Source organism: Lonepinella sp. MS14436 (assembly GCF_042470565.1).
Taxonomy (GTDB): Bacteria; Pseudomonadota; Gammaproteobacteria; order Enterobacterales; family Pasteurellaceae; genus Lonepinella.
In genome coordinates this window covers 1,667,293-1,690,622 of record NZ_CP170385.1, presented here as the reverse complement: position 1 = coordinate 1,690,622, position 23,330 = coordinate 1,667,293, and the positions used below count along the sequence as shown (strand labels likewise).

The following is a 23,330-nucleotide window of genomic DNA, read 5'->3' as shown; positions in this document are numbered from 1 at the left end:
ATCCTTTATAATGCTAAAAGTTGAGTTTAATAGTAGGGTATTTGACTAATTTGTGCAATAAAAAACGGCTCAAAAAATTGAGCCGTATCAAGTTTTAGGTGAATAATTATTTTAATGAACCCACCATATCTTCTGGGCGAACCCATTCATCAAATTGTTCAGCGGTGACTAAACCAAGATTAATGGCTTCTGCTTTTAAGGTAGTACCATTTTTATGTGCAGTTTTCGCAATTTTCGCCGCATTTTCATAACCGATATGGGTATTTAACGCAGTGACTAACATTAAAGATTGCTCTAATTGTTGTTTAATGCGTGGATAGTTCGGTTCAATACCGCTTGCACAGTGTTCATCAAAGGACACACAAACGTCCGCTAATAATTGAGCAGATTGCAAGAAGTTTGCTGCCATAACTGGTTTAAACACATTAAGTTGGAAATGACCTTGTGAACCTGCAAAGGAAATCGTAGTATCGTTACCTAACACTTGGGTGCAAACCATGGTCATCGCTTCACATTGGGTCGGATTTACTTTTCCTGGCATAATAGAAGAACCAGGTTCATTTTCAGGAATCAGAATTTCACCAATGCCAGAACGTGGACCTGATGCTAACAAACGGATATCATTGGCAATTTTGAATAATGACATGGCTAATTGTTTTAATGCACCATGGGTTTCCACCACTGCATCATGAGTTGCCAAGGCTTCAAATTTATTTTCAGCGGTAATAAATGGAAGTGCGGTGAATTTTGCAATATATTCTGCCACTTTCACATCATAGCCTTTTGGTGTATTTAAGCCAGTGCCGACAGCCGTGCCGCCTAATGCTAATTGAGCTAAATGTGGTAAGGTATTTTTTAATGCACGCAAACCAAAATCAAGTTGAGCTGCATAAGCAGAAAATTCTTGACCAAGAGTCAATGGAGTAGCATCCATTAGGTGAGTACGACCAATTTTTACCACATCTTTAAATTCGGCTGATTTTTTGGCTAAGGTTTTTTGTAAACGTTCAACCGCTGGAATAGTGGTTTCAACCACTTTTTTGTAAGCCGCAATGTGCATTGCGGTTGGGTAAGTGTCGTTAGAAGATTGAGATTTATTGACATCATCATTCGGGTGAATGACAGATTTTTCACCTAATTTACCACCTTGTAAAACATGCGCTCGGTTTGCAATAACTTCGTTTAAGTTCATATTAGATTGTGTACCTGAACCCGTTTGCCAGATGACTAATGGAAATTGATCATCTAATTTACGAGCCAAGATTTCATCACAAGCCTGAGCAATTAAATCACGTTTTTCTACAGGCAATACGCCTAAATCATGGTTGGCATAGGCTGCTGCTTTTTTCAAATAACCAAAGGCTTCAATAATTTCATGTGGCATAGAAGCTTCAGGTCCGATTTTAAAATTATTACGAGAGCGTTCAGTTTGTGCTGCCCAGTATTTATCTGCTGGTACTTGAACTTCGCCCATGGTGTCTTTTTCAATACGATATGTTGTCATAAAAATTACCTTATAAAAGTTAAAATCAAATTCTCGCAAAGTTTATCACTTTATGTACTATTTGTTAAAAAGGAAATGTTGGTTTTGTGATGTAGATCATAAATTAGATATTGCGGATTGAATATTGTTAAAATTTCATGTATGGTGAAATAGATTTTAAGAAACTATTAGGAGAAAAAGTATGAAAAAAATGATTGCAGTTGTATTATCCGCCTTATTTGTGATGTCACTAACCGCATGTGAAACCACTAAAGGAGTGGGTAAAGATATTCAAAATGCGGGTGAAAAAATGGATCAAGCTCTTAGCAAATAAAATCTAGTAATAGTCTATAGATGATAAGGGGTTAACTGATGTTAACCCCTTTTGCGTTGTTACGGTTATTCTTCCGTACGATTATTCTTCCGAATTTTCCACCGCACTTTCATTTTCAGCATCAAATTCATCATCTTCGGGTTCAGCTAAACGTTCCAAACTAACCACATGTTCATCTTCGCTAGTACGAATTAAACGCACACCTTGAGTGTTACGTCCCACAATACTTACTTCACTTACTCGCGTACGAACTAATGTACCAGCATCTGTAATCAACATAATTTGGTCGGTTTCTTCAACTTGTGTTGATGCTACTACTTTACCATTACGTTCACTGACTTTGATAGAGATAACCCCTTTCGTATTACGAGATTTGGTTGGGTATTCAGCTAATTTAGTCCGCTTACCATAACCGTTTTGGGTCGCCGTTAGGATTTCGCCATTATTTTTCGGTATCACTAAAGAAACCACTTTATCAATATTAAGATCTAAGGTTTCTTCTGTGTTATCATCAGAAACTTCTTCAATTTCCACCGCACTTTCATCATCGGAAAGATCGTTAGTTAAGGCGAGTTTAATCCCTCGTACGCCCGTCGCTGTACGCCCCATAGCACGCACTGCACTTTCGGCGAAACGCACTACACGACCTTGTGATGAAAATAACATAATTTCATTTGAACCATCGGTAATGTCCACACCGATCAATTCATCTTCATCACGCAAGTTCACGGCAATAATTCCGTTGGTACGTGGGCGACTAAATTCGGTGAGAGAGGTTTTCTTAACAATACCGCCAGCCGTTGCCATGAGGACAAATTTGTTTTCATCATAACTTGCCACAGGTAAAATCGCCGTAATACGTTCGTTTTCTTGTAACGGTAAAATATTGACTATCGGACGACCTCTCGCTCCACGGCTGGCTTGTGGTAATTGATACACTTTCAGCCAGTATAAGCGTCCACGACTTGAGAAGCAGAGAATCGTATCATGAGTGTTTGCCACTAATAACTTCTCAATAAAATCTTCTTCTTTCATTTTGGTCGCTGATTTACCTTTGCCACCACGTTTTTGTGCTTCGTAATCAGTAACAGGTTGATATTTCACATAACCCTCGTGTGAAAGGGTAACGACTACATCTTCTTGAGCAATTAAATCTTCTAAATTAATATCGCCTGATGAGGCAGTAATTTCGGTGCGACGTGCATCGTTAAAGTTAGTTTTAACTAATTCTAATTCTTCACGAACCACTTCACGTAAGCGGTCTGTACTGGTTAAAATATGTAATAATTCACCGATTTCGACTAAAATCGTTTTGTATTCATCGACAATTTTTTCGTGTTCTAAACCCGTTAAACGGTGTAAACGTAATTCTAAAATAGCACGTGCTTGAGCATCGGAAAGGAAATATTGACCATCATGTACGCCAAATTCAGCACCTAAATCATCTGGGCGAGAGGCATCAACCCCTGCGGCTTCTAACATTGGGGCAACATTGCCCAATGCCCAAGGTTGACTTAATAAACCTTCACGGGCTTCATCGGCAGTTTTGGAGGCACGAATTAAATTGATCACAGGATCAATATTCGCCAAGGCAATGGCTAATCCCTCTAAAATATGCGCCCGTTCACGTGCTTTACGTAGTTCATACACTGTACGGCGTGTAACGACTTCACGGCGGTGTTTGACAAAGGCGGCAATAATTTGTTTTAAATTGAATAACTTCGGTTGACCGTGATCTAACGCCACCATGTTTATGCCGAAAGTGATCTGCATTTGAGTTAAGGCGTAAAGGTGATTTAGCACCACTTCGCCGACAGCATCACGTTTAATGTCGATTTCAAGGCAGATCCCCTCTTTGTTTGATAGATCTAATATGCCTGCAATGCCTTCAATTTTTTTCTCACGGATCAGTTCAGCAATTTTATCCACTAATTTGGCTTTATTCACTTGATAAGGAATTTCCGTGATGATGATTTTTTCACGCCCTTTATCATTGGTTTCGACAGAGGCTTTAGCCCGCACGTAAACTTTGCCACGCCCCGTTTTATAGGCTTCTTCAATACCACGGCGACCGTTAATCAATGCAGCGGTAGGGAAGTCAGGACCGGGAATAAACTGCATTAACTCATCAATGCTAATATCTTCATTGTCAATATAAGCCAGACAGCCGTCCATTACTTCACCCAGATTATGTGGTGGAATGTTAGTTGCCATACCCACCGCAATACCAGATGAACCATTCACTAACAGCGCAGGAATTTTAGTCGGTAATACATCAGGAATCATTTCCTTACCGTCATAGTTAGGCGAAAAATCTACGGTTTCTTTGTCTAAATCGGTCAGTAATTCCTGTGTAATTTTCTGCATACGAACTTCGGTATAACGCATGGCAGCTGGTGCATCACCATCAATCGAACCAAAGTTTCCTTGACCGTCCACTAACATATAACGTAATGAGAATGGTTGAGCCATACGTACAATGGTGTCATACACCGCACTGTCACCATGAGGGTGGTATTTACCGATCACATCGCCTACTACACGAGCGGATTTAACATAGGATTTATTATAGGTGTTGCCACTTTGATCCATAGAAAATAGTACACGGCGATGCACTGGTTTTAAGCCATCACGTACATCTGGTAAAGCACGACCGACAATGACCGACATGGCATAATCGAGATAAGAAGATTTCAGTTCTTCTTCAATACTGATAGGGGTTATATCTTGAGTTAATTCAGACATCTAGTTTTCCTAAGTTTTAGAGAAAAATTGGCGATATTGTAGCATAAAATGCGGTGTTTTGGCTAAGGGAAAATTTTATTTGAAAGGGGACTAGAAAAAGTGTGGTGTTTTTCATCACATTTTACTTTGTTGACAATGTCCAGCGAGGAAAAATAAAAAAGTGCGATTTTTTTTCACCGCACTTTCTTCCTTTAAACACAAAAAATTATTTATCACATTTCTCAATATCTGTACATTTTCCATACAGATATAAACTGTGATTTTCTAATTGAATGCCATGTTCTTTACTAATTTGTTTTTGGCGTTCTTCTATAACGGTATCGTTAAACTCAAATACTTTACCGCAATCTACACAGATTATATGGTCATGATGTACTGTTGGTGCTAACTCAAAAACAGATTTATTTCCCTCAAAATTATGACGGGTTAAAATTTTTGCTTCGTGGAACTGGTTTAGTACACGATAAACGGTAGCTAGACCGATTTCTTCGCCTTTCTCAAGTAACAATTTGTACACATCTTCTGCCGAAAAATGCTCCATTTTGTGTTCTTGCATAAGAGCCAAAATAGTTAAGCGTGGTTCAGTGATTTTTAATCCCACTTTTTTGAGTAATTTAATATTTTCTTCTGACATATTTCTTTATCCTTATGCGAGTTCTGCTAAACACATTTCATCATAAACCTGTTTTACCCAAGTTTCAACACGCTGAGCAGTTAATTCTGGTTGACGATCTTCATCAATACATAAACCAACGAAAGTTTTATCGTCAATTAATGCTTGTGAAGATTCAAAGTTATATCCCTCGGTTGACCAGTTACCTACAATAATTGCACCATGTGGTTCAATAATATTGCGGACGGTTCCCATTGCATCACAGAAATAATCGGCATAATCTTCCTGATCACCACAGCCAAAAATAGCCACTAATTTGTCCGTAAAATCAATTTTTTCTAAGGTTGGGAAGAAATCGTCCCAGTCACATTGAGCTTCACCATAATACCAAGTCGGAATCCCAATCATTAAGAAATCATAACTTTCTATGTCTTCTTTGGTGCTTTTGGCAATGTCGCGAATATCTACCACATCATTGCCAAGTTGTTTTTGAATCATTTTAGCAATATTTTCTGTATTGCCTGTGTCACTACCGTAAAATAAACCAACAATAGCCATTTTTTATTTACCTATTTTTCCTTGAATATTAGCATTATTTTATTATCTATTTAGTAATCATTCGTATATTGATAATGATTAGCTGAAGTGAGAATATCTGCGAAACTATAACATAAATTCCCTATAAATTAAACGTCTAAATTAAGATTAATTTGATTGAATAAACCGTTCAATCGCTCTCACAACAAAATCAGGTTTTTCCGCATGAACCCAATGTCCCGAACCATTAATAGTAAAGGAACTGGCATGGGGAAATTGATCTAAAATAGTTTGTGTATAAGTGGGGTGAATATAATCGGATAACCCCCCTTTGATAAATAGGGTGGGTATTTCGCAAGGGGCTTGCGGTTGCCAGTCCATAATATCTGCATAATGTTGATAAAGTGCGGTGGTATTAAAGCGAAATTTTTCAGATGAATTGGCATCAAAAGATTTCAACATAAATTGTTGTATGCTTTCTTCTTTGATATATTGAGCTAATATTGGTTTCGCTGTTTGGCGATTTTCTGCATTGGCTTGTTTTACGGCAAATAGCCCCATAAATACATCATTATGCCAGTTATGTTTATAACTGACAGGGGCAATATCAATTACAATTAATTTAGCGATCAAGTCTGGGCGTAAGTTGGCTACTCGCATGGCTGTTTTTCCCCCCATGGAATGTCCAACTAAAATGAGGTTGTTCAGTTGTAAATGTTCTAATACTGCAATGACATCTTGTGCCATCAGAGTGTAATTCATGTCATCTGCGTGAAAACTTTGTCCGTGATTACGTAAATCAAGGCGTAAAATAGAATATTGTTCACTAAATGCACGTGCAATGATACCTAGGTTATTCATATCACCAAATAAACCGTGGATGAATACCATGGTTTGTGTTTGTGCAGTGTTGCATGGTGTAAATTGATAATTGAGTAATTGTTGAACTGACATGGCTTTTTTAATCGTTTTTTACATAGAGAATTTAATCAGAAGTCGGTATAATGCGGAAAAATGGATTGTTAATCAAGTTTTGAGAGCATAATAAATGAAAATAATTGAAGTGGATGAAGAACTCTATCAATATATCGCCAGTCATACGCAGTCTATTGGTGAAAGTGCATCGGATATTTTACGCCGTTTATTAAATTTGCCGTCTTTAAGTATTAGTTCGGTGGCGTTAGATTTATCTGATAAAGCGGAAAATGTGGATAAACCATTGTCAGTACAACAAGACACAGCATCTGAACAAAGCGAAATACCAACAGAATATCAGCAAATAGTGGAACCACAAGGGGTTTCACAGCCAGCAGAAGATGTTCAAGTGGCACAATCTGTGAGTAAACAAAGTGATAGTACAGATCTTGTGGCGTTGCTAGAAACACCAGAATTTAAACAAGAGAGCAAAGCTGTTGTGCGTTTCTTGACTATATTAAGTGGTTTATATAAGTCAAACCCTGAGGATTTTGCTCAAGCCATTAGCAGTGAAAATGTACAAGGGCGAACTCGAGTTTATTTTGCTCAGGATGAACAAACCTTACTTGAAGCAGGTAATCATACTAAACCAAAACAAATTCCAGATAGTCCACATTGGGTGATTACCAATAATAATAGTGGTCGTAAAATGATTATGTTTGAGGGCGTTATGCGTGAAATGGGATTTGATGAGAAAACGATTGATTATGTTAAAAATGCCTTTGTAGCGGATTAATTAGCCGTTATGCAATTATTACCTTGGCAACAATATGCTAATCATCCGCATAAGCAAGCTCAAATCGCCTTGCGAGATCACTCGCAGGGCGTTGCTTTTAGTTGGCTTGAACTAAATCAACTGATTTCAGCCAAATTAGATTGGTTAACTTCACTTGGTTTACAAGCAGGGAATGGCGTTGCTTTTTCAGGCAAAAATAGCTTTGATCTGCTTTGTTGCTATTTAGCTGGACTACAAGGCAATATGCGAGTATTAGGCATTAACCCTGCTTTTAGCACGGAAAAAATACAACAACTTTGTGTGGCTAATCAAATTCAATGTTGGATTGATTGTACGACCCAGCAAAAAACACAGGATTTTATGGTGCGATCCAGTAATCATCAGATGACGCAAGGATTAACTTTAACCTTAACCTCAGGTTCAACTGGGGTGCCGAGAGCTATTGTACATACGGTGCAAGCTCATTTAGCCAATGCTCAAGGCGTGTGTCAATTGATGGATTTTACCGCCGACAAATCTTGGTTATTATCTTTACCGTTGTATCATGTTTCGGGGCAGGGTATTGTGTGGCGTTGGTTATTGCAAGGGGCTGAATTGCATGTGCCGAGCAGTGATTTTTATCATGATGTGTTACAAGCCAGTCATGTATCTTTAGTGCCAACACAAGCATTACGGTTATTTGAATACATTGCAGCATATCCTCAAAGTGCGGTGCAAACTCAAGCAATTTTATTAGGTGGGGCTAACATTCCTGTGGAAATTACGCAAAAATTGACCGCACTTGGCATACAAACTTATGCGGGTTATGGAATGACTGAAATGGCATCCACGGTATTTGCTAAAAAATGTGATGACAAAGTGGGGGTGGGGCAACCTCTATTGGGGCGTGAATTTCAAATGGTGAATGATGAAATCTGGCTCAAAGGTGCTGGCTTGGCATTGGGGCATTGGCAACAAGGCACAATTCAATCACTGACTAATACGCAAGGTTGGTTACAAACCAAAGATAAAGCTCATTGGGATGGTGAACAATTACATATTTTAGGACGTTTGGATAATCAATTTATTTCAGGGGGAGAAAATATTCAGCCCGAAGAAATTGAGCAAATAATTCAGCAACATCCTTTAGTGGAACAGGTTTTTGTGTTACCTATTGATGATGCCGAATTTGGTCAACGACCTGTTGCTATGGTGAAATTTCAGCAAGAGTTTAGCCAAACTGCGGTGCAAAAAGTACAAGATTTTTTAACCAATAAAATTGAACGATTTAAACAGCCAGTGCGTTACTTCCCATTAAATTTGGAATCGCAAGGCAATATTAAAATTTCACGAGTAAGCCTGAAACAGGCGTTAGCTCAATTAATCAGAGAGTAAGTTTATAATGAGCATTCGAAAGACATTAACCTATCTTGTTTTAGGATTATTATTAACGGTGAATACCTCAGTATTCGCAGCATTACCGTCAGCGAAAGAAATTCAGTCGCAGTTAGAGATTATCAAGAAAAATAATCAAAATGATAATAATAAAGCGGATATTAAAAATTTAGAGGACACATTAGTTTTATTGGAACAGCTAGAAAAGCAAAAACAAGATAATGAGAATTTAAATAAAAAAATTCAAGATTCTGTTCAAGAATTGAAAAAAAGCCAGCAGAATATTGCTAACTTAAAAGCCAAGCAACGCAGTGCAGAACAAATTCAAAAATCTTTAGCCAATTTATCTGTTCAACAGATGAAAAACGATGTGGAAGAAATTAACCAAAATTTGCAACAAATTCAGGCAGATTTAACCGCACTTAATGGAAGTTTATCAAGTCAAAAAAGCATACCAGAACGAACACAAGCTACATTAATCGAGAATTCTACACGTATTCAAGCCATTAATGATACCTTAGCTTCTTCAAGTACACCTAGCACTATGCGTGCAAAATTAACGGTGGAATTAGATTATTTGCAAGCAAATAATAGTTATAGACAAATTCAGCTGAGTGGAAATGAATCCTTAACTAGCCTTTACAATAGTCAATTAGAAGAAAAAACGCTGATGCAACAGCAGTTGCAGACTGAATTAATTGCGTTGCAAACGGTGATTAATACTAAAAATTTAGCCGAAAGCCAAAATCAATTAGAACAAGCAACGGCACAAAAAAATAGTAATACCACGGATAATCCAGTTATTGCTCGTGAATTAGAAATGAATGCTCAAGTGAGCGAGGAATTATTAAAACAGACCGCTCAACTGAATAGTTTGTCACAGGATAATTTGCGAATTAAAAGTATCTTAGATAATTTACAACAGACTCAACGTAATATTGATGAGCAGATTAGTTCATTGCAAGGGACATTGATATTATCTCGAGTGATCAATAAACAACGTCAATCTTTACCAAAAGATGAGATGATTTTGGGCTTATCCAAACAGATTGCGGATTTACGAGTACGCATTTTTGATATTAGCGAATTTCGTGATCGCATGAATAATACCGAGAGTTATATTGATAATTTAGCCAAAGAAGAAAAAGTCACGTTTACTGATAAAGAGCGTTCACGTTTAAAAAGTATTATTGAAGAACGTAGTAAGGTTATTTCTGAACTGCTTAAACAATTAAATAATCAGTTGAATTTATCGATTAATATTGAATTAAATCAACAACAAGTACAGACCATTAGTGATACTTTACAAAGTAAATTGCAACAGCAAAGTTTTTGGGTAAAAAGTAATGCACAAATTGATTTGGCATTCTTCAAAAATTTACCGACTTATCTTAGCTTTCAATTCCGTGATATTGCCAAACGATTTGATTTTTCTAATTGGCAAGATAATGTGGTTTGGGTGAGTATTTTAGTTTCTATTTTACTGGTTTTAACACTAGGGATTTTACGTCAGAAAAATGCAATTAAGCAAAAGATTACGGAGATTAATAATAAATTAAAGACCTTTCAAAGCGATAATCAATGGAATACACCAATAGCAGTTTTTTGGACCTTGATCTTGTGTTTACCAAGTACCTTTGTGTTTTTAATGCTGTTTATTTTAGCTACCTATTTTTGTTTGCAGGATCCAACACAGGCTTGGACATGGGGATTAAAAATGGCTGGCTATTGGTTTTATTTTGCCTTTATGGTGGCATTATTACGTCCGAATGGTATTGCTCATCGTCATTTTAAAATGCCGAAACAAAGTTCAGAGAACTTTCGGCGAATTTTAAAACGCTCAATATGGGTGGTGGCATTATTACTCAACACATCTATTTTCACCAATTTAGAAGGGGGCGTTGCTTATGACGTGCTAGGTGAAATCATGACGATTTCAGTGTTGGTTATCTTGCTATTGATGATCGGTCCCGAAATGCGTTTAGCTATCACTTCTTACCAACAAACCTTAACGCATCAGCAAAGCATGAAAATTTATTTACTACGGTTTTTACGTATGTTTTCATTATTTGCTCCAGTTGCCTTAATTATTTTGATTGGATTGGGTTATTATTATACCTCTTTAGTGCTGATTGACCATTTAATCTCATCTTACATGGCATTAACCACATGGTTGATGTTACGTGGCTTTATTTATCGTGTGTTAGAAGTATCAGCACGCCGACTTGCGGCTCGCCGCCTTAAAGATAAACGTGAACAAGCTATTGCTAAACAAGTAGCCGATAATAATAGTGATAACGAAGAAGAATTTATTATTGATGTGCAACAACAGGATGATGTATTAGCTGTTAGCCAAGTAAAAGATCAAGTATTACGTTTAATAGACTTAATTCTCTGGGTCGGTTTATTTGGCTTGATGTATTTTGTTTGGTCAGATTTAGTTACTGTGGCATATTATTTAAATGGTGTCACTTTATGGCAACAAAGTATCACGACAGAAGCAGGCGTAGTGATGGAATCCGTTACCTTGCTTAATTTATTAGTCGCCTTTGTGGTGTTGGCGGTGACATATATTATTATACGCAATTTAAGTGGTTTGCTAGAAGTCATGGTGTTCTCAAATATTAAATTATCACAGGGAACGCCATATACCATTACCACTTTACTAACTTATGTTATTATTGCACTAGGTTCTGCTTTGGCATTTGGTATGCTGGGTATGTCTTGGTCTAAGTTACAATGGTTATTTGCAGCCTTATCCGTTGGTTTGGGTTTTGGTATGCAAGAAATCTTTGCAAACTTTGTGTCTGGTATTATTATCTTATTTGAACGTCCAGTGCGTATTGGGGACGTGATTACGATTGGTGAATTTAGCGGTACAGTTTCCAAAATTCGTATTCGTGCCACAACACTGGTGGATTTTGACGGTAAAGAAGTCATTGTGCCAAACAAAGCCTTTGTCACCGAACGCTTAGTTAACTGGGCATTGAGTAACAGTATGACGAGAGTTGTGATTAGTGTCGGTGTGGCTTATGGTTCGGATTTAGATCTTGTGAAGAAATTATTATTACGAGCAGCAGCAGAATGTGAGAAAGTATTAAAAGATCCAGCACCACGAGCATTCTTCTTAACCTTTGGAGCAAGTACCTTAGATCATGAGTTGCGTGTCTATGTGGATCAAATTGGTGATCGAAATCCAACCATTGATTTCTTAAATAATCGTATTAATCAGTTATTTAATGAAAATAATATTGAGATCGCATTCAATCAACTAGATGTGTTTATTAAAAATCAACAAACGAATGAAGAAGTAAAACTTCATACGGAAAAATTAGCATAGGGTGTTTTATGGCAGGAAATTCAATCGGACAACTTTTTCAAGTTACTACTTTTGGTGAATCTCACGGTATTGCATTAGGCTGTATTGTAGATGGTGTTCCGCCCAATATGGCACTTTCGGAAGCGGATATTCAACCAGACTTAGATCGCCGTAAACCTGGTACATCACGTTACACCACGCCACGTCGTGAAGATGATGAAGTGCAGATTTTATCGGGCGTATTTGAGGGTAAAACCACAGGGACGAGTATTGGGTTATTAATCAAAAATGCTGATCAACGTTCGCAAGATTATGGTGAAATTAAAAATCAATTTCGCCCAGGTCACGCTGATTTTACCTATCAACGGAAATACGGTATTCGTGATTATCGTGGCGGTGGACGTTCATCTGCACGTGAAACAGCGATGCGAGTGGCGGCAGGTGCGATTGCTAAAAAATATTTGCGTGAACAATTTGGCATTGAAGTCCGTGGCTATTTATCACAGATAGGGGATATTCAAATTGATCCCAAAACGGTAGCGGACATTAGTAAAATTGATTGGCAACAGGTCAATTCAAATCCATTTTTTTGTCCCGATCAAAGTGCGGTGGAAAAATTCGAAGAATTGATCCGTAGTTTGAAAAAAGAAGGCAATTCTATCGGGGCAAAATTGACCGTGGTGGCAGAAAATGTGCCTGTTGGTTTGGGCGAACCCGTATTTGATCGTTTAGATGCGGATTTAGCTCACGCTTTGATGAGCATTAATGCGGTAAAAGCGGTGGAAATTGGTGACGGTTTTGCCGTGGTGAATCAAAAAGGAACAGAACATCGTGACGAAATGATTCCAGCAGGATTTTTATCTAATCACGCTGGTGGTATTTTAGGTGGGATTAGTAACGGTCAACCGATTATTGCGACTATAGCATTAAAGCCAACATCAAGTATCACTATCCCTGGACGTACGGTGAATGTGAATAATGAGCCAGTGCAATTAATAACCAAAGGTCGCCACGATCCTTGCGTTGGTATTCGAGCGGTACCGATTGCGGAAGCCATGACAGCGATTGTGTTATTAGATCATTTATTGCGGTTTAAGGCACAGTGCCGATAATATCAAGAGATAAAAGTGATATGATTGATCTTAGTGAAGAAAATCTTGCCATTGTTAAGGGTATTTTACGAGAATATGTGCCAGATTTACCTGTTTGGGTCTTTGGTTCTCGGATTAAAGGGACGGCTAAGAAATATTCGGATTTAGATTTAGCCGTGATAACGCAACAGCCGATGTCTATCCGTTTACAAGCAGATATTGAAGAGGCTTTTAGCGAATCAGATTTGCCGATTTTTGTGGATGTAATTGATTGGGCAAGTTGTAGTGAAAATTTTAAACGAATTATTTTGCAACAATATGAAGTCCTACAAACTGGGATTTAGTGTTTACTTAAGATTATTTTTATCGGAAAAATTTAATATGAAATTGAAAAAAACAGGTTTTATTTTAACCGCACTTTTAGGGGTATCTTTGACCGTATTGGCTTCACCCGCTGAATGGCAAAAAGTTAAACGTCCTATTCCAAGTGAAACAGGACAAGCCCAACCGATTGGTTCTTATGCCAATGGCTGTATCATCGGAGCCAAAGCCTTGCCAGCTAAGGGCGTTGGTTATCAAGTGATTCGGATGAATAAAAACCGTTATTATGGTCATCCTGATATGATTAGCTATTTACAACGTTTAGGGCAGCGAGTAAAAAATGCAGGTTTACCCACCATGTTAGTGGGTGATATTGCAATGCCTGGTGGTGGGCGTTTTTTAACCGGACATGCAAGTCATCAAATGGGTTTAGATGCAGATATTTGGTTGCGTATGGGAGCTATGTCTGATCAGGAAGCATTAAATTCAGATGGCAAAGGTTTGTTGGTAGTGAACCGAGCAACACAAACAGTGGACGAAAATGTATGGAATCAGAATCACTTTAATCTAATTAAACTAGCTTCTCAAGATAGTCAAGTAACACGTATTTTCGTTAATCCAGCGATTAAAGTAAAACTTTGTCAAACTGAAAAAGGCGATCGTAGTTGGTTACATAAAATTCGTCCTTGGTATGGACATGATAGCCATTTTCACGTGCGTTTAGCTTGTCCGCATGGAGCAGCTTATTGTGAAAATCAAGCACCAGTGCCAACTGGTGATGGTTGCGGTGCTGAACTGTATTCATGGTTTGAACCTAAAAAGCCATCAACTGGTACAACAAAACCTAAAGTTACACCCCCTGAACCATTTTTATGCCAACAAGTGTTAAGTTCACCAAAACGTAGCGAATGGTTAGAATAATCTGGGGAAAGTGCGGTGGAAATTAGCTTAGAAATTATCAGTATATTATTTGCAGTAGCACTTGTTGCTGGATTTATTGATGCCATTGCTGGTGGTGGCGGTTTGATTACTATTCCAGCATTATTAATGGCTGGTATTCCCCCCGTGCTTGCTTTAGGTACCAACAAATTACAGGCTTGTGGTGGTTCATTTTCAGCCAGCTTATATTTTATTCGTAAAAAAGCTGTGAACTTAAAACAGATTTGGTTGCTAATTTTGATGACCTTTATTGGTGCGGTGATTGGTACGGTGTTAATTCAACAGGTCGATAGCTCATTTATTAAGAAAGCGATTCCTTTTTTAGTGTTGGCGATTGGTTTATATTTTTTGTTTACGCCAAAATTAGGCGAAGAAGATCGTCATCAACGTTTATCTTTTGCTGGTTTTGCTTTTACTGCTGGATTGTTTATCGGCTTTTATGACGGTTTTTTTGGACCGGGAACGGGTTCCTTGTTAGGTCTGGCATTTGTTACTTTATTAGGCTTTAATTTACCCAAAGCCACTGCACATGCCAAAGTGTTAAACTGCACATCAAATATTGCATCGTTGCTTTTCTTTTTAATCGGAGGTCAAATTCTTTGGTTGGTTGGGTTTGTCATGATGTGTGGGCAATTTATCGGGGCGAATTTAGGGGCAAGAATGGTATTAACCAAAGGAAAGAAACTGATTCGTCCAATGGTGGTTGCTATGTCATTTATTATGACGGCAAAAATGGTCTATGATCAAGGGTGGTTTAATTAATGGAAAATCAAGAAAATATTCGTGTTACAGCGAGAGCTGGCTATGAACCACATTTTTCGTGGAGTTATTTAAAACCGAGTTACTGGGGTATTTGGTTTGCTATCTTGCTGTTAATCATTCTTGCTTTTGTACCATTTCGCTGGCGAGATAAATTAGCCAGTAAAATCGGCTTGATCGCTGGGAAAAAAGCTAAAAAACAACGTCGTAGAGCAAGTATTAATTTGGCACTTTGTTTTCCGCAATGGACGACACAACAGCGTGAAAAAGTGCTAGATGAAATGTTTATTACTTTAGGACAAGTGATGTTAGGTATCGGTGAAATCGCCGTGCGTTCAAAAAAACATTTACAACAACGTAGTGAATTTTTAGGCATAGAACATATTCAACAAGCCAAAGCCAATGGACACAATATTATTTTATTAGTACCACATAGCTGGTCGATTGATGCTTCAGGGATTATTTTACATACTCATGGGATGCCGATGACATCTATGTTTAATCCACACCGAAATTTATTGATCGACTGGCTTTGGACATGGACAAGAGAACGTTTCGGTGGAAAAATGCACGCACGGCAAAATGGTATTAAGCCGTTTCTCTCCATGGTGAAAAATGGTGATATGGGTTATTACTTACCAGATGAAGATTTTGGTGCGGAAGCGAGTGAGTTTGTGGATTTTTTTGCCACGTATAAAGCGACTTTACCAGGGTTAAATAAAATGGCGAAGTTGGCTAAAGCTGTGGTGATTCCTATGTTTCCACGTTATAACGCCAAACAGGGCAAATACCAAATGGAAATTTTATCTCCTATGACATTAACCGATGATCCAGTACAATCCGCTCGTGCTATGAACGAAGTTATAGAATATTTTGTAGGTCGAACACCAGAACAATATGCTTGGATTTTGCAATTATTCCGCACTCGCAAAGATGGTAAAGATATTTATGTGGATTAAGCAAATATTTTTGTGGTAACACTTGCAATTTAGGATAAATTTATTTACATTCACTCAGTTAATTTTTATAAAAAAGGTCAAATTTTTGACCGCACTTTAGGCAGCAAAATGAACGAACAATTACAGCTTATTAAATCTTCTATTAAATCCATTCCTAATTACCCTAAGGACGGCATTATTTTCCGTGATATTACCAGTTTAACCGAAGTGCCAGAAGCCTTTAGTGCGACAGTAAATTTAATTGCACAGCAGTTTAAACATGCGGGAATTACTAAAATTATTGGTACCGAATCTCGGGGCTTTATTTTTGGTGCTCCTGTGGCGATTGCCTTAGGTTTACCTTTTATTTTAGTCCGTAAACCAGGTAAATTACCAAGAGCGGTGATTTCGCAAAATTATCAATTAGAATATGGCGAAGATACCTTAGAAATCCATTCTGATTCTATTCAAGCGGGTGATAACGTTTTAATTATTGATGATTTGTTAGCCACAGGTGGTACATTAGAAGCCTGTGTGAAATTAGTTCAACGTTTAGGCGGAGAAGTGAAACATGCTGCTTTTGTCATTAGTTTGCCTGAATTAGGCGGTGAGCAACGCTTACGTAAATTAGGGGTAGAACCCTTTACTTTAGTGGATTTTGCTGGTCATTAATTTCTCTTCTGAATAAAGGATAAGCAGTGAGTTATCAAGTTTTAGCCCGCAAATGGCGACCAAAGACCTTTAGCGAAGTTGTCGGACAAGAGCATATTTTGACCGCACTTGCTAATGGCTTAAAAGAAAACCGCTTGCATCATGCTTATCTTTTTTCTGGTACAAGGGGCGTGGGTAAAACGTCTATTGCACGACTTTTTGCCAAAGGTTTAAATTGTATCAATGGAGTTACCGCTGAACCTTGCGGTGAATGTGAACATTGTAAAGCCATTGAACAAGGCAATTTCATTGATTTAATTGAAATTGATGCAGCTTCTCGCACCAAGGTAGAAGATACTCGAGAATTACTCGATAATGTGCAATATAAGCCAGTACAAGGGCGTTATAAAGTTTATTTAATTGACGAAGTACACATGCTTTCTCGTCATTCTTTTAATGCCTTGTTGAAAACCTTGGAAGAACCGCCAGAATATGTGAAGTTCTTATTAGCCACCACCGATCCACAAAAATTACCGATTACGATTTTATCTCGTTGCATGCAGTTTCATTTAAAAGCACTAGAGGCTACTCAAATTAGTCATCATCTTGCTCACATTTTAGATGCTGAAAAAATCCCTTATGAATTAACTGCACTGGATAGAATCGCTAAATCTGCACAGGGTAGTATTCGTGATAGTTTGAGCTTAACCGATCAGGCGATTGCGATGTCTAATGCGGATATTCGCACTGATATAGTGAATAAAATGCTGGGTTTATTGGACGATAATCAGCCCATTGAAATTTTGTATGCCTTGCAACAGGGGAATGGCGAAAAATTAATGGCTGTGGTTCAGTCTGTGGCAGAAAAAGGTGTGGATTGGGATCAGTTATTACTGGAAGTCGGTGAGAAATTACATCAAATTGCTATGCAACAATTATTACCTGCGATCGGTAATGACGAAAGTCAAATTGCTTTTTTGGCTAAACATATTTCACCTGAAGATGTACAATTCTTTTATCAAACTATTCTCATGGGGAGAAAAGAGTTAGCTTTTGCACCGAATCGCCGTATCGGAGCAGAAATGACGTTGCTACGAGCCTTAGCGTTTCACCCCAAATTAATCCAAATTCAGCCACAAAATCAATCTCAGTTATCTGCTTCTCCAACAGAAAATTTGGTGGATATGCCTGTCGTTTCGCAAAGTATCAAAGCAAATTATCCCGCACAGCACGCAGTTCAGCATAGTCCTAAAACTACTCAAACAGAGGGGAATGTGGCTTTAAATGCCATGGATAAAATCCAGAAATTGCGAGCAACCCTAGAAAAAAATAATCCCGATCACGAAAAAAAAAAGTCTGATCTAACAGATGAGCATGAGATTAAGCCGATCGAATTACCTGTTATTTCATCTCGTCCTGCCAAAAAAGAGAACGTGGATTTAATTGAGCGTTTAGCTAAATTAAGCAATGTACCGTTAGAAAACCAGCAAGTTGAATCACATAGCGAAGTTGTTGAAGAAAATAATCTGGATCAAAATGATGAAAATTCCACCGAATTGAATGCTGAAAATTATCGTTGGGAATGGCTTAACCCAGAACTTGAATATCAAGATAACGAAGTTATTCGTCCGTCAGATATTAAACAGGCGATATTACAAGAAAAAACGCCAGAATTAACCCGTAAATTAATTCAGATCGGTATAGAACGAGATCCTTGGTTTAAGTTGGTGGAACAATTACAATTAGACGATGAGAAATTAACCAAACAATTAGCTATTAATTCTGTTCTATTATTGCAAGATGAGCAACAAATTCGACTAGGATTACGTTCATCACAACAACATTTACAGCGAGAAAACGCGATAAAAACGCTTACTGAAAGATTGTCAGGATTGTTTAATCAGCCAATGCAACTAGAGATTGAAATTAATGATGATCCACAATCTTTAACGCCATTAGAATATTATCATCAGATTTACCAAGAATTGAGTGAGCAGGCGAAACAAGATCTGGTTCAAGACAAGGGTATTCAACTACTACAAAAAACCTTTGATGCGAAGTTGGATATGGAAACTATTCGACCTGTTTAGTCCGCCGTAAAAAAACCTACCGCACCTTGTAGCTTATTATCATAAAAAATCAAGGGAATGCGTTGGCGTTGCCATACTGGAACATTAAGTTGTTGCCAAATTTTTTTAATATCACGCTTGATTTTTTGACCTTTTAACTGAATCGCTCCCGAATAAGCAAATTTTACCCAAATATTTTGTGCGGTAGGCGGTAAACTCAGTTGTCGTAATCCTTGTTCACCTTGCCAAACTGCGGTGTAATGTTGCGTATTTTTTTGAATCGTAAGTACCCCGATATTATCGGGCAAGATACATTCTTGTTCAGGGGTAAGTATGGCGGTAAAGTCATTTACATTGTTAAAATCCGCAGTTAGGTATAATTTTTGCTGATAACGGCGAATTACCTTATCTGCTAAATGATATTGTGGATTAGCATCTGCACGAGCTAAAATCACATCCTGTATAATTTGTTCAAGTTGGACTATTGATGGCATCTGTTGCTTTAATTCAGTTAGCCACATTCGCAACAAGGCTTTTTGTTTAAGTTCGTTATACTGTATAAACCGCTCAAGGGAAAAAGTGCGGTGATTTTTATCGAAATTTTGTTGAAAATCATCCGCCAATAACTGATTAATTAATTGTTGTTGTTGATAGCAATGTTGAGCAGAACGAGCCACCATTTGATCGAAATGTTGCCAACGTTGACGAAGTTTAGGCAAAATCTGATTGCGTAGAAAATTACGCTCGTAATGGTTATCTGCATTACTATCATCTTCGATCCAAGCCAGCTTTTCGCTATTCACATACTGTTCTAATTGACTACGTTGCCATGGCAATAATGGACGAAAAATTGGCATACCATACAATTCAGAATAAGACTGCATTGCCCCTAAACCTTGCAAACCGCTACCACGTTTTAATGCCAGTAAAAAAGTTTCGCTTTGATCTTGTAAATGATGAGCGGTTACAACGATTTCATTTGATAAGCGTATTGCTGCAATAGCTTGATAGCGAGCTTCTCTAGCACCTTGCTCAATACCATTATCAGGATTAACGTTAATCTTTTTGATGATTAACGGAATATGAAATTGTTGGCAAATCTGTTTACAATGAGTCGCCCATTGATCTGCGTTAGGATTTAATCCGTGGTGAATATGAACGGCACGTAGTTGTAAGTGCGGTTGATTTTCTCGAGCTTTTACCATCAGCGAGAGTAGAGCAGTAGAATCCAATCCTCCACTAAAGGCAATTAAATAGTGTTGGTGAGTGAGTTGCGATTGGAATTGATTAACAAGGTTCATAGCGTTTTATGGTGAGATAATCATTTTCGCTCCCTCTATTTATCGAGAGAGCGAAAGCTATCAACTAAGCAATTTTTTCTGCTTTATAATTTGATACAGGTTTCATAATTACATGACGAGCTTCAATTAATTGCAATTCATAAGAATTTAATTGATAGGTAATTCTCATCACATCATGTACCGCATTTCCCATTTGCTCAAAGGCTTCAAGTTCTGATTTACCATTTAATAAATTGGCTAAGAATAAACCAGCGGTCAAGTCACCCACCCCGACAGGGTGTTTGGCAAATGGATAAAGTGGACGAGTAAAACTCCACACGCCATCTTTGGTTGCCATCAGCATTTCAAATAGATTTTCATCACGACCAGCGGAACCTAAATGTTTTACCACCACAATTTTAGGACCTTTGGTGAGTAAATGTTTTACCGCATTTACAGCCTGATCGATATTTTCTACAGGTAATCCGCTAAGTTCCCGTAATTCAAGTAGATTCGGGGTCATAATATCGGCTTGTGGAATGGCGATATTAATTAAGCCTTCTTTAACACCATCAGCAACCACACAGCCTTTTTCTGGGCTACCCATAACAGGATCGCATAGGTACAATGCGTTCGGATTAATAGCTTTCACTTTATGATAGGCATTGATGATTTCATCCACTTGTTCAGCAGAGCCGATATAACCAGAATAAACCGCATCACATTTTGCCAATTCACCGATTTCATCAATACCACGTACAATTTCACCGATTTGTTCTTTTGGAATCACCATGCCTGTCCATTTACCATATTGAGTATGGTTAGAAAATTGCACAGTATTTAATGCCCATACATCAATACCATTTAATTGCATTGGGAATGTTGCTGATTTGTTTCCAGCGTAACCAAACACCACATGAGATTGAATGGAAAGTACATTTTTCATTGAATTTATTTCCTTAATTATGTTGAATTTATCATAGAAAAGTGCGGTATTTTTCACCGCACTTTTTAATTTTTTTCCTGTCTTCTGTTTTTAGTCTTCAGTCTTCTGATCAGCAATAACCGTAAGACATTAAACGTTGATAACGGCGATCGAGTAAATCTTGTTTATCTAATACATCTAAATCGGCTAAATCTTCTAATAAGCGAGCTTTTAAATTATTTGCCATTGCTAGGTAATCACGATGAGCGCCACCGAGAGGCTCAGTCACAATATTGTCAATTAAACTCAATTCTTTTAAACGATTAGCAGTTAAGCCCATGGCTTCTGCTGCAACAGAGGCTTTTTCTGCACTTTTCCATAAAATAGAGGCACAACCTTCAGGTGAGATAACGGAGTAAGTGCTATATTGTAACATATTCACTTTGTCACCCACACCGATAGCTAATGCACCACCAGAACCGCCTTCACCGATAACTGTACAAATCACAGGTACTGTCAATGTCGCCATTTCACGCAAGTTACGTGCGATGGCTTCTGCTTGACCTCGTTCTTCTGCACCGACACCTGGATAAGCCCCAGGTGTGTCAATAAAGGTAATAATTGGTAATTTAAAACGTTCTGCCATTTGCATTAAACGCAATGCTTTACGATACCCCTCAGGGGCTGGCATACCAAAATTACGCATGACTTTTTCTTTGGTTGAACGACCTTTTTGATGACCAATCACCATCACTGGACGACCATCTAAACGAGCTAGTCCACCAATAATGGCTTTGTCATTGGCAAATGCACGGTCGCCAGCAAGTTCTTCAAAATCAGTGAAAATATGCTCAATATAATCAAGAGTATAAGGACGATTTGGGTGACGAGATAGACGAGAAATCTGCCAAGAATCTAAATTAGCAAAAGTTTTCTTGGTAAGTTCTTTACTTTTTTTCTGTAAACGTTTGATTTCGTCATCAAGATTAATGTTACTATCATCACTTGATACCGCACGCAGAGATTCAATTTTTGCTTCCAGTTCAGCAATCGGTAATTCAAAATCTAAATATTCTTGGCTCATTTTCTTTTCCTAAGTATTGAAACTAGCACAAAACACACCGCACTTTATCAGTTTTTTTATAGGCATGCAAATTTGCTTTTTATTGTATGCTTTTTTACCGTAAATTGCAGTAATTTTCAGTAGTATGCAGGTAAAAAAAGCTACCCGAAAGTAGCTTTTGGGGATAGTAAATACGGTTAATTAAACATAGCCGAAATAGATTCTTCGTTACTAATACGGCGAATGGCTTCTGATAACATACCAGAAAGGGTTAATACACGCACTTTACCTAACGCTTTGATTTCAGCACTTAATGGAATAGTGTCCGTGACAACGACTTCATCAATAACGCTGTTGGCTAGGTTTTGTACCGCACTGCCAGAGAATACCGCATGTGTTGCATAAGCGAATACATGTTTCGCTCCGCGTTCTTTTAAGGCTTCAGCAGCTTTACATAATGTACCGCCAGTATCGATCATATCATCTACTAAAATACAATCACGACCTGTCACATCCCCGATAATGTGCATCACTTGAGATACGTTGGCTTTTGGACGGCGTTTATCAATAATTGCCATATCCGCATCATTTAATAATTTTGCTACCGCACGAGCTCGTACTACACCACCAATATCAGGCGAAACCACCATCGGTTTTTCAAGGTCAGTTTTTTTCAAAATATCATGAATTAATACTGGTGAACCAAATACATTATCTACTGGCACATCAAAGAAACCTTGAATTTGTTCAGCATGTAAATCACAGGTGAGTACACGGTCAACCCCAACGCTTGAAAGGAAATCTGCCACTACTTTAGCGGTAATCGGTACACGAGCAGAACGCACACGGCGATCTTGTCGAGCATAACCAAAGTAAGGAATCACTGCTGTAATACGCCCAGCAGATGCACGGCGTAAAGCATCTACCATGACGATTAATTCCATTAGGTTGTCATTGGTTGGAGCGCAGGTAGATTGAATGATAAATACATCGCTACCACGTACGTTTTCATTGATTTGCACTTGGATTTCACCGTCACTAAAACGTCCAACCGTGGCATCGCCTAGCGATGTATAAAGACGTTCTGAAATGCGTTGTGCAAGTTCTGGTGTTGCGTTACCAGCAAAGAGTTTAATATCAGGCATTTTAATTTGACCTCAGGTTTAATAATAGAAGAA

At 38.0% G+C, this 23,330-nt stretch carries 20 protein-coding genes; 11 read left to right on the top strand and 9 right to left on the bottom strand.

The genetic code is table 11. The features are described from left to right. Positions 1 to 106 precede the first annotated feature (106 nt). Entirely contained in the window at positions 107 to 1,504 is a 1,398-nt protein-coding gene (gene fumC / locus O1Q81_RS08170) for a class II fumarate hydratase (protein WP_386686776.1), read from the bottom strand. Between the two features lie 181 nt (positions 1,505 to 1,685). Here fumC and O1Q81_RS08165 point away from each other — a divergent pair, with 181 nt between their 5' ends. Continuing rightward, positions 1,686 to 1,817: an entericidin A/B family lipoprotein gene (locus O1Q81_RS08165; RefSeq protein ID WP_386686774.1), complete on the top strand. Its 132-nt coding sequence runs from the start codon at positions 1,686 to 1,688 to the stop codon at positions 1,815 to 1,817. Positions 1,818 to 1,898: 81 nt separating this feature from the next. Here the strand turns inward: O1Q81_RS08165 and gyrA are convergent, their stop codons facing one another. From gyrA to O1Q81_RS08145, 4 genes are all read right to left on the bottom strand, one after another. After that, on the bottom strand, positions 1,899 to 4,562 hold the full coding sequence (gyrA, locus tag O1Q81_RS08160; RefSeq protein WP_386696993.1) for a DNA topoisomerase (ATP-hydrolyzing) subunit A: 2,664 nt from the start codon (positions 4,560 to 4,562) through the stop codon (positions 1,899 to 1,901). Positions 4,563 to 4,767: 205 nt separating this feature from the next. Beyond that, the gene (gene fur, locus O1Q81_RS08155; RefSeq protein WP_386686770.1) at positions 4,768 to 5,196 is read right to left on the bottom strand and encodes a ferric iron uptake transcriptional regulator; all 429 of its coding nucleotides are present in this window, start codon (positions 5,194 to 5,196) and stop codon (positions 4,768 to 4,770) included. A 12-nt stretch (positions 5,197 to 5,208) separates the two neighbouring features. Next, positions 5,209 to 5,733, bottom strand: a complete 525-nt coding sequence (gene fldA / locus O1Q81_RS08150) for a flavodoxin FldA (protein ID WP_386686767.1) — start codon at positions 5,731 to 5,733, stop codon at positions 5,209 to 5,211. 147 nt (positions 5,734 to 5,880) lie between these two features. Beyond that, positions 5,881 to 6,666, bottom strand: a complete 786-nt coding sequence (locus O1Q81_RS08145; protein ID WP_386696990.1) for an alpha/beta fold hydrolase — start codon at positions 6,664 to 6,666, stop codon at positions 5,881 to 5,883. Positions 6,667 to 6,760: 94 nt separating this feature from the next. Here O1Q81_RS08145 and seqA point away from each other — a divergent pair, with 94 nt between their 5' ends. The 10 genes from seqA (at position 6,761) to dnaX (ending at position 18,905) form a co-directional block, all read left to right on the top strand. Next, positions 6,761 to 7,423 (top strand): replication initiation negative regulator SeqA, encoded by a 663-nt coding sequence (gene seqA, locus O1Q81_RS08140; protein WP_386696988.1) that lies wholly within the window; start codon positions 6,761 to 6,763, stop codon positions 7,421 to 7,423. 9 nt (positions 7,424 to 7,432) lie between these two features. Further along, on the top strand, positions 7,433 to 8,797 hold the full coding sequence (gene menE, locus O1Q81_RS08135) for an o-succinylbenzoate--CoA ligase (protein ID WP_386696986.1): 1,365 nt from the start codon (positions 7,433 to 7,435) through the stop codon (positions 8,795 to 8,797). A gap of 7 nt (positions 8,798 to 8,804) precedes the next feature. Then, positions 8,805 to 12,137, top strand: coding sequence for a mechanosensitive channel MscK (mscK, locus tag O1Q81_RS08130; protein WP_386686756.1), 3,333 nt, complete (start codon positions 8,805 to 8,807; stop codon positions 12,135 to 12,137). Positions 12,138 to 12,145: 8 nt separating this feature from the next. After that, the gene (gene aroC, locus O1Q81_RS08125) at positions 12,146 to 13,228 is read left to right on the top strand and encodes a chorismate synthase (RefSeq protein ID WP_386696983.1); all 1,083 of its coding nucleotides are present in this window, start codon (positions 12,146 to 12,148) and stop codon (positions 13,226 to 13,228) included. A 20-nt stretch (positions 13,229 to 13,248) separates the two neighbouring features. Then, positions 13,249 to 13,551 (top strand): nucleotidyltransferase family protein, encoded by a 303-nt coding sequence (locus O1Q81_RS08120; RefSeq protein WP_386686750.1) that lies wholly within the window; start codon positions 13,249 to 13,251, stop codon positions 13,549 to 13,551. Between the two features lie 37 nt (positions 13,552 to 13,588). After that, positions 13,589 to 14,449, top strand: a complete 861-nt coding sequence (gene mepA, locus O1Q81_RS08115) for a penicillin-insensitive murein endopeptidase (RefSeq protein WP_386696981.1) — start codon at positions 13,589 to 13,591, stop codon at positions 14,447 to 14,449. A 15-nt stretch (positions 14,450 to 14,464) separates the two neighbouring features. Next, entirely contained in the window at positions 14,465 to 15,229 is a 765-nt protein-coding gene (locus O1Q81_RS08110) for a TSUP family transporter (RefSeq protein ID WP_386696979.1), read from the top strand. After that, entirely contained in the window at positions 15,229 to 16,185 is a 957-nt protein-coding gene (lpxM, locus tag O1Q81_RS08105) for a lauroyl-Kdo(2)-lipid IV(A) myristoyltransferase (protein WP_386696977.1), read from the top strand. Before O1Q81_RS08110 ends, lpxM begins: the two co-directional genes overlap by 1 nt. Positions 16,186 to 16,293: 108 nt before the next feature. Continuing rightward, positions 16,294 to 16,836: an adenine phosphoribosyltransferase gene (gene apt, locus O1Q81_RS08100; protein ID WP_386686740.1), complete on the top strand. Its 543-nt coding sequence runs from the start codon at positions 16,294 to 16,296 to the stop codon at positions 16,834 to 16,836. A gap of 26 nt (positions 16,837 to 16,862) precedes the next feature. Beyond that, the gene (gene dnaX, locus O1Q81_RS08095) at positions 16,863 to 18,905 is read left to right on the top strand and encodes a DNA polymerase III subunit gamma/tau (protein ID WP_386696975.1); all 2,043 of its coding nucleotides are present in this window, start codon (positions 16,863 to 16,865) and stop codon (positions 18,903 to 18,905) included. Here the strand turns inward: dnaX and tilS are convergent. The 4 genes from tilS to O1Q81_RS08075 all read right to left on the bottom strand — a co-directional run bounded on the left by tilS (position 18,902) and on the right by O1Q81_RS08075 (position 23,297). After that, on the bottom strand, positions 18,902 to 20,185 hold the full coding sequence (tilS, locus tag O1Q81_RS08090) for a tRNA lysidine(34) synthetase TilS (protein ID WP_386696973.1): 1,284 nt from the start codon (positions 20,183 to 20,185) through the stop codon (positions 18,902 to 18,904). The two genes, dnaX and tilS, sit on opposite strands and share 4 nt — an antisense overlap. Positions 20,186 to 20,249: 64 nt before the next feature. Continuing rightward, positions 20,250 to 21,110, bottom strand: coding sequence for a pyridoxal kinase (gene pdxY / locus O1Q81_RS08085; protein WP_386686731.1), 861 nt, complete (start codon positions 21,108 to 21,110; stop codon positions 20,250 to 20,252). Positions 21,111 to 21,219: 109 nt separating this feature from the next. Next, on the bottom strand, positions 21,220 to 22,173 hold the full coding sequence (gene accA / locus O1Q81_RS08080) for an acetyl-CoA carboxylase carboxyl transferase subunit alpha (RefSeq protein WP_386696972.1): 954 nt from the start codon (positions 22,171 to 22,173) through the stop codon (positions 21,220 to 21,222). Positions 22,174 to 22,349: 176 nt separating this feature from the next. Beyond that, positions 22,350 to 23,297, bottom strand: a complete 948-nt coding sequence (locus O1Q81_RS08075) for a ribose-phosphate pyrophosphokinase (protein WP_386686725.1) — start codon at positions 23,295 to 23,297, stop codon at positions 22,350 to 22,352. Between the last annotated feature and the right edge of the window lie 33 nt (positions 23,298 to 23,330).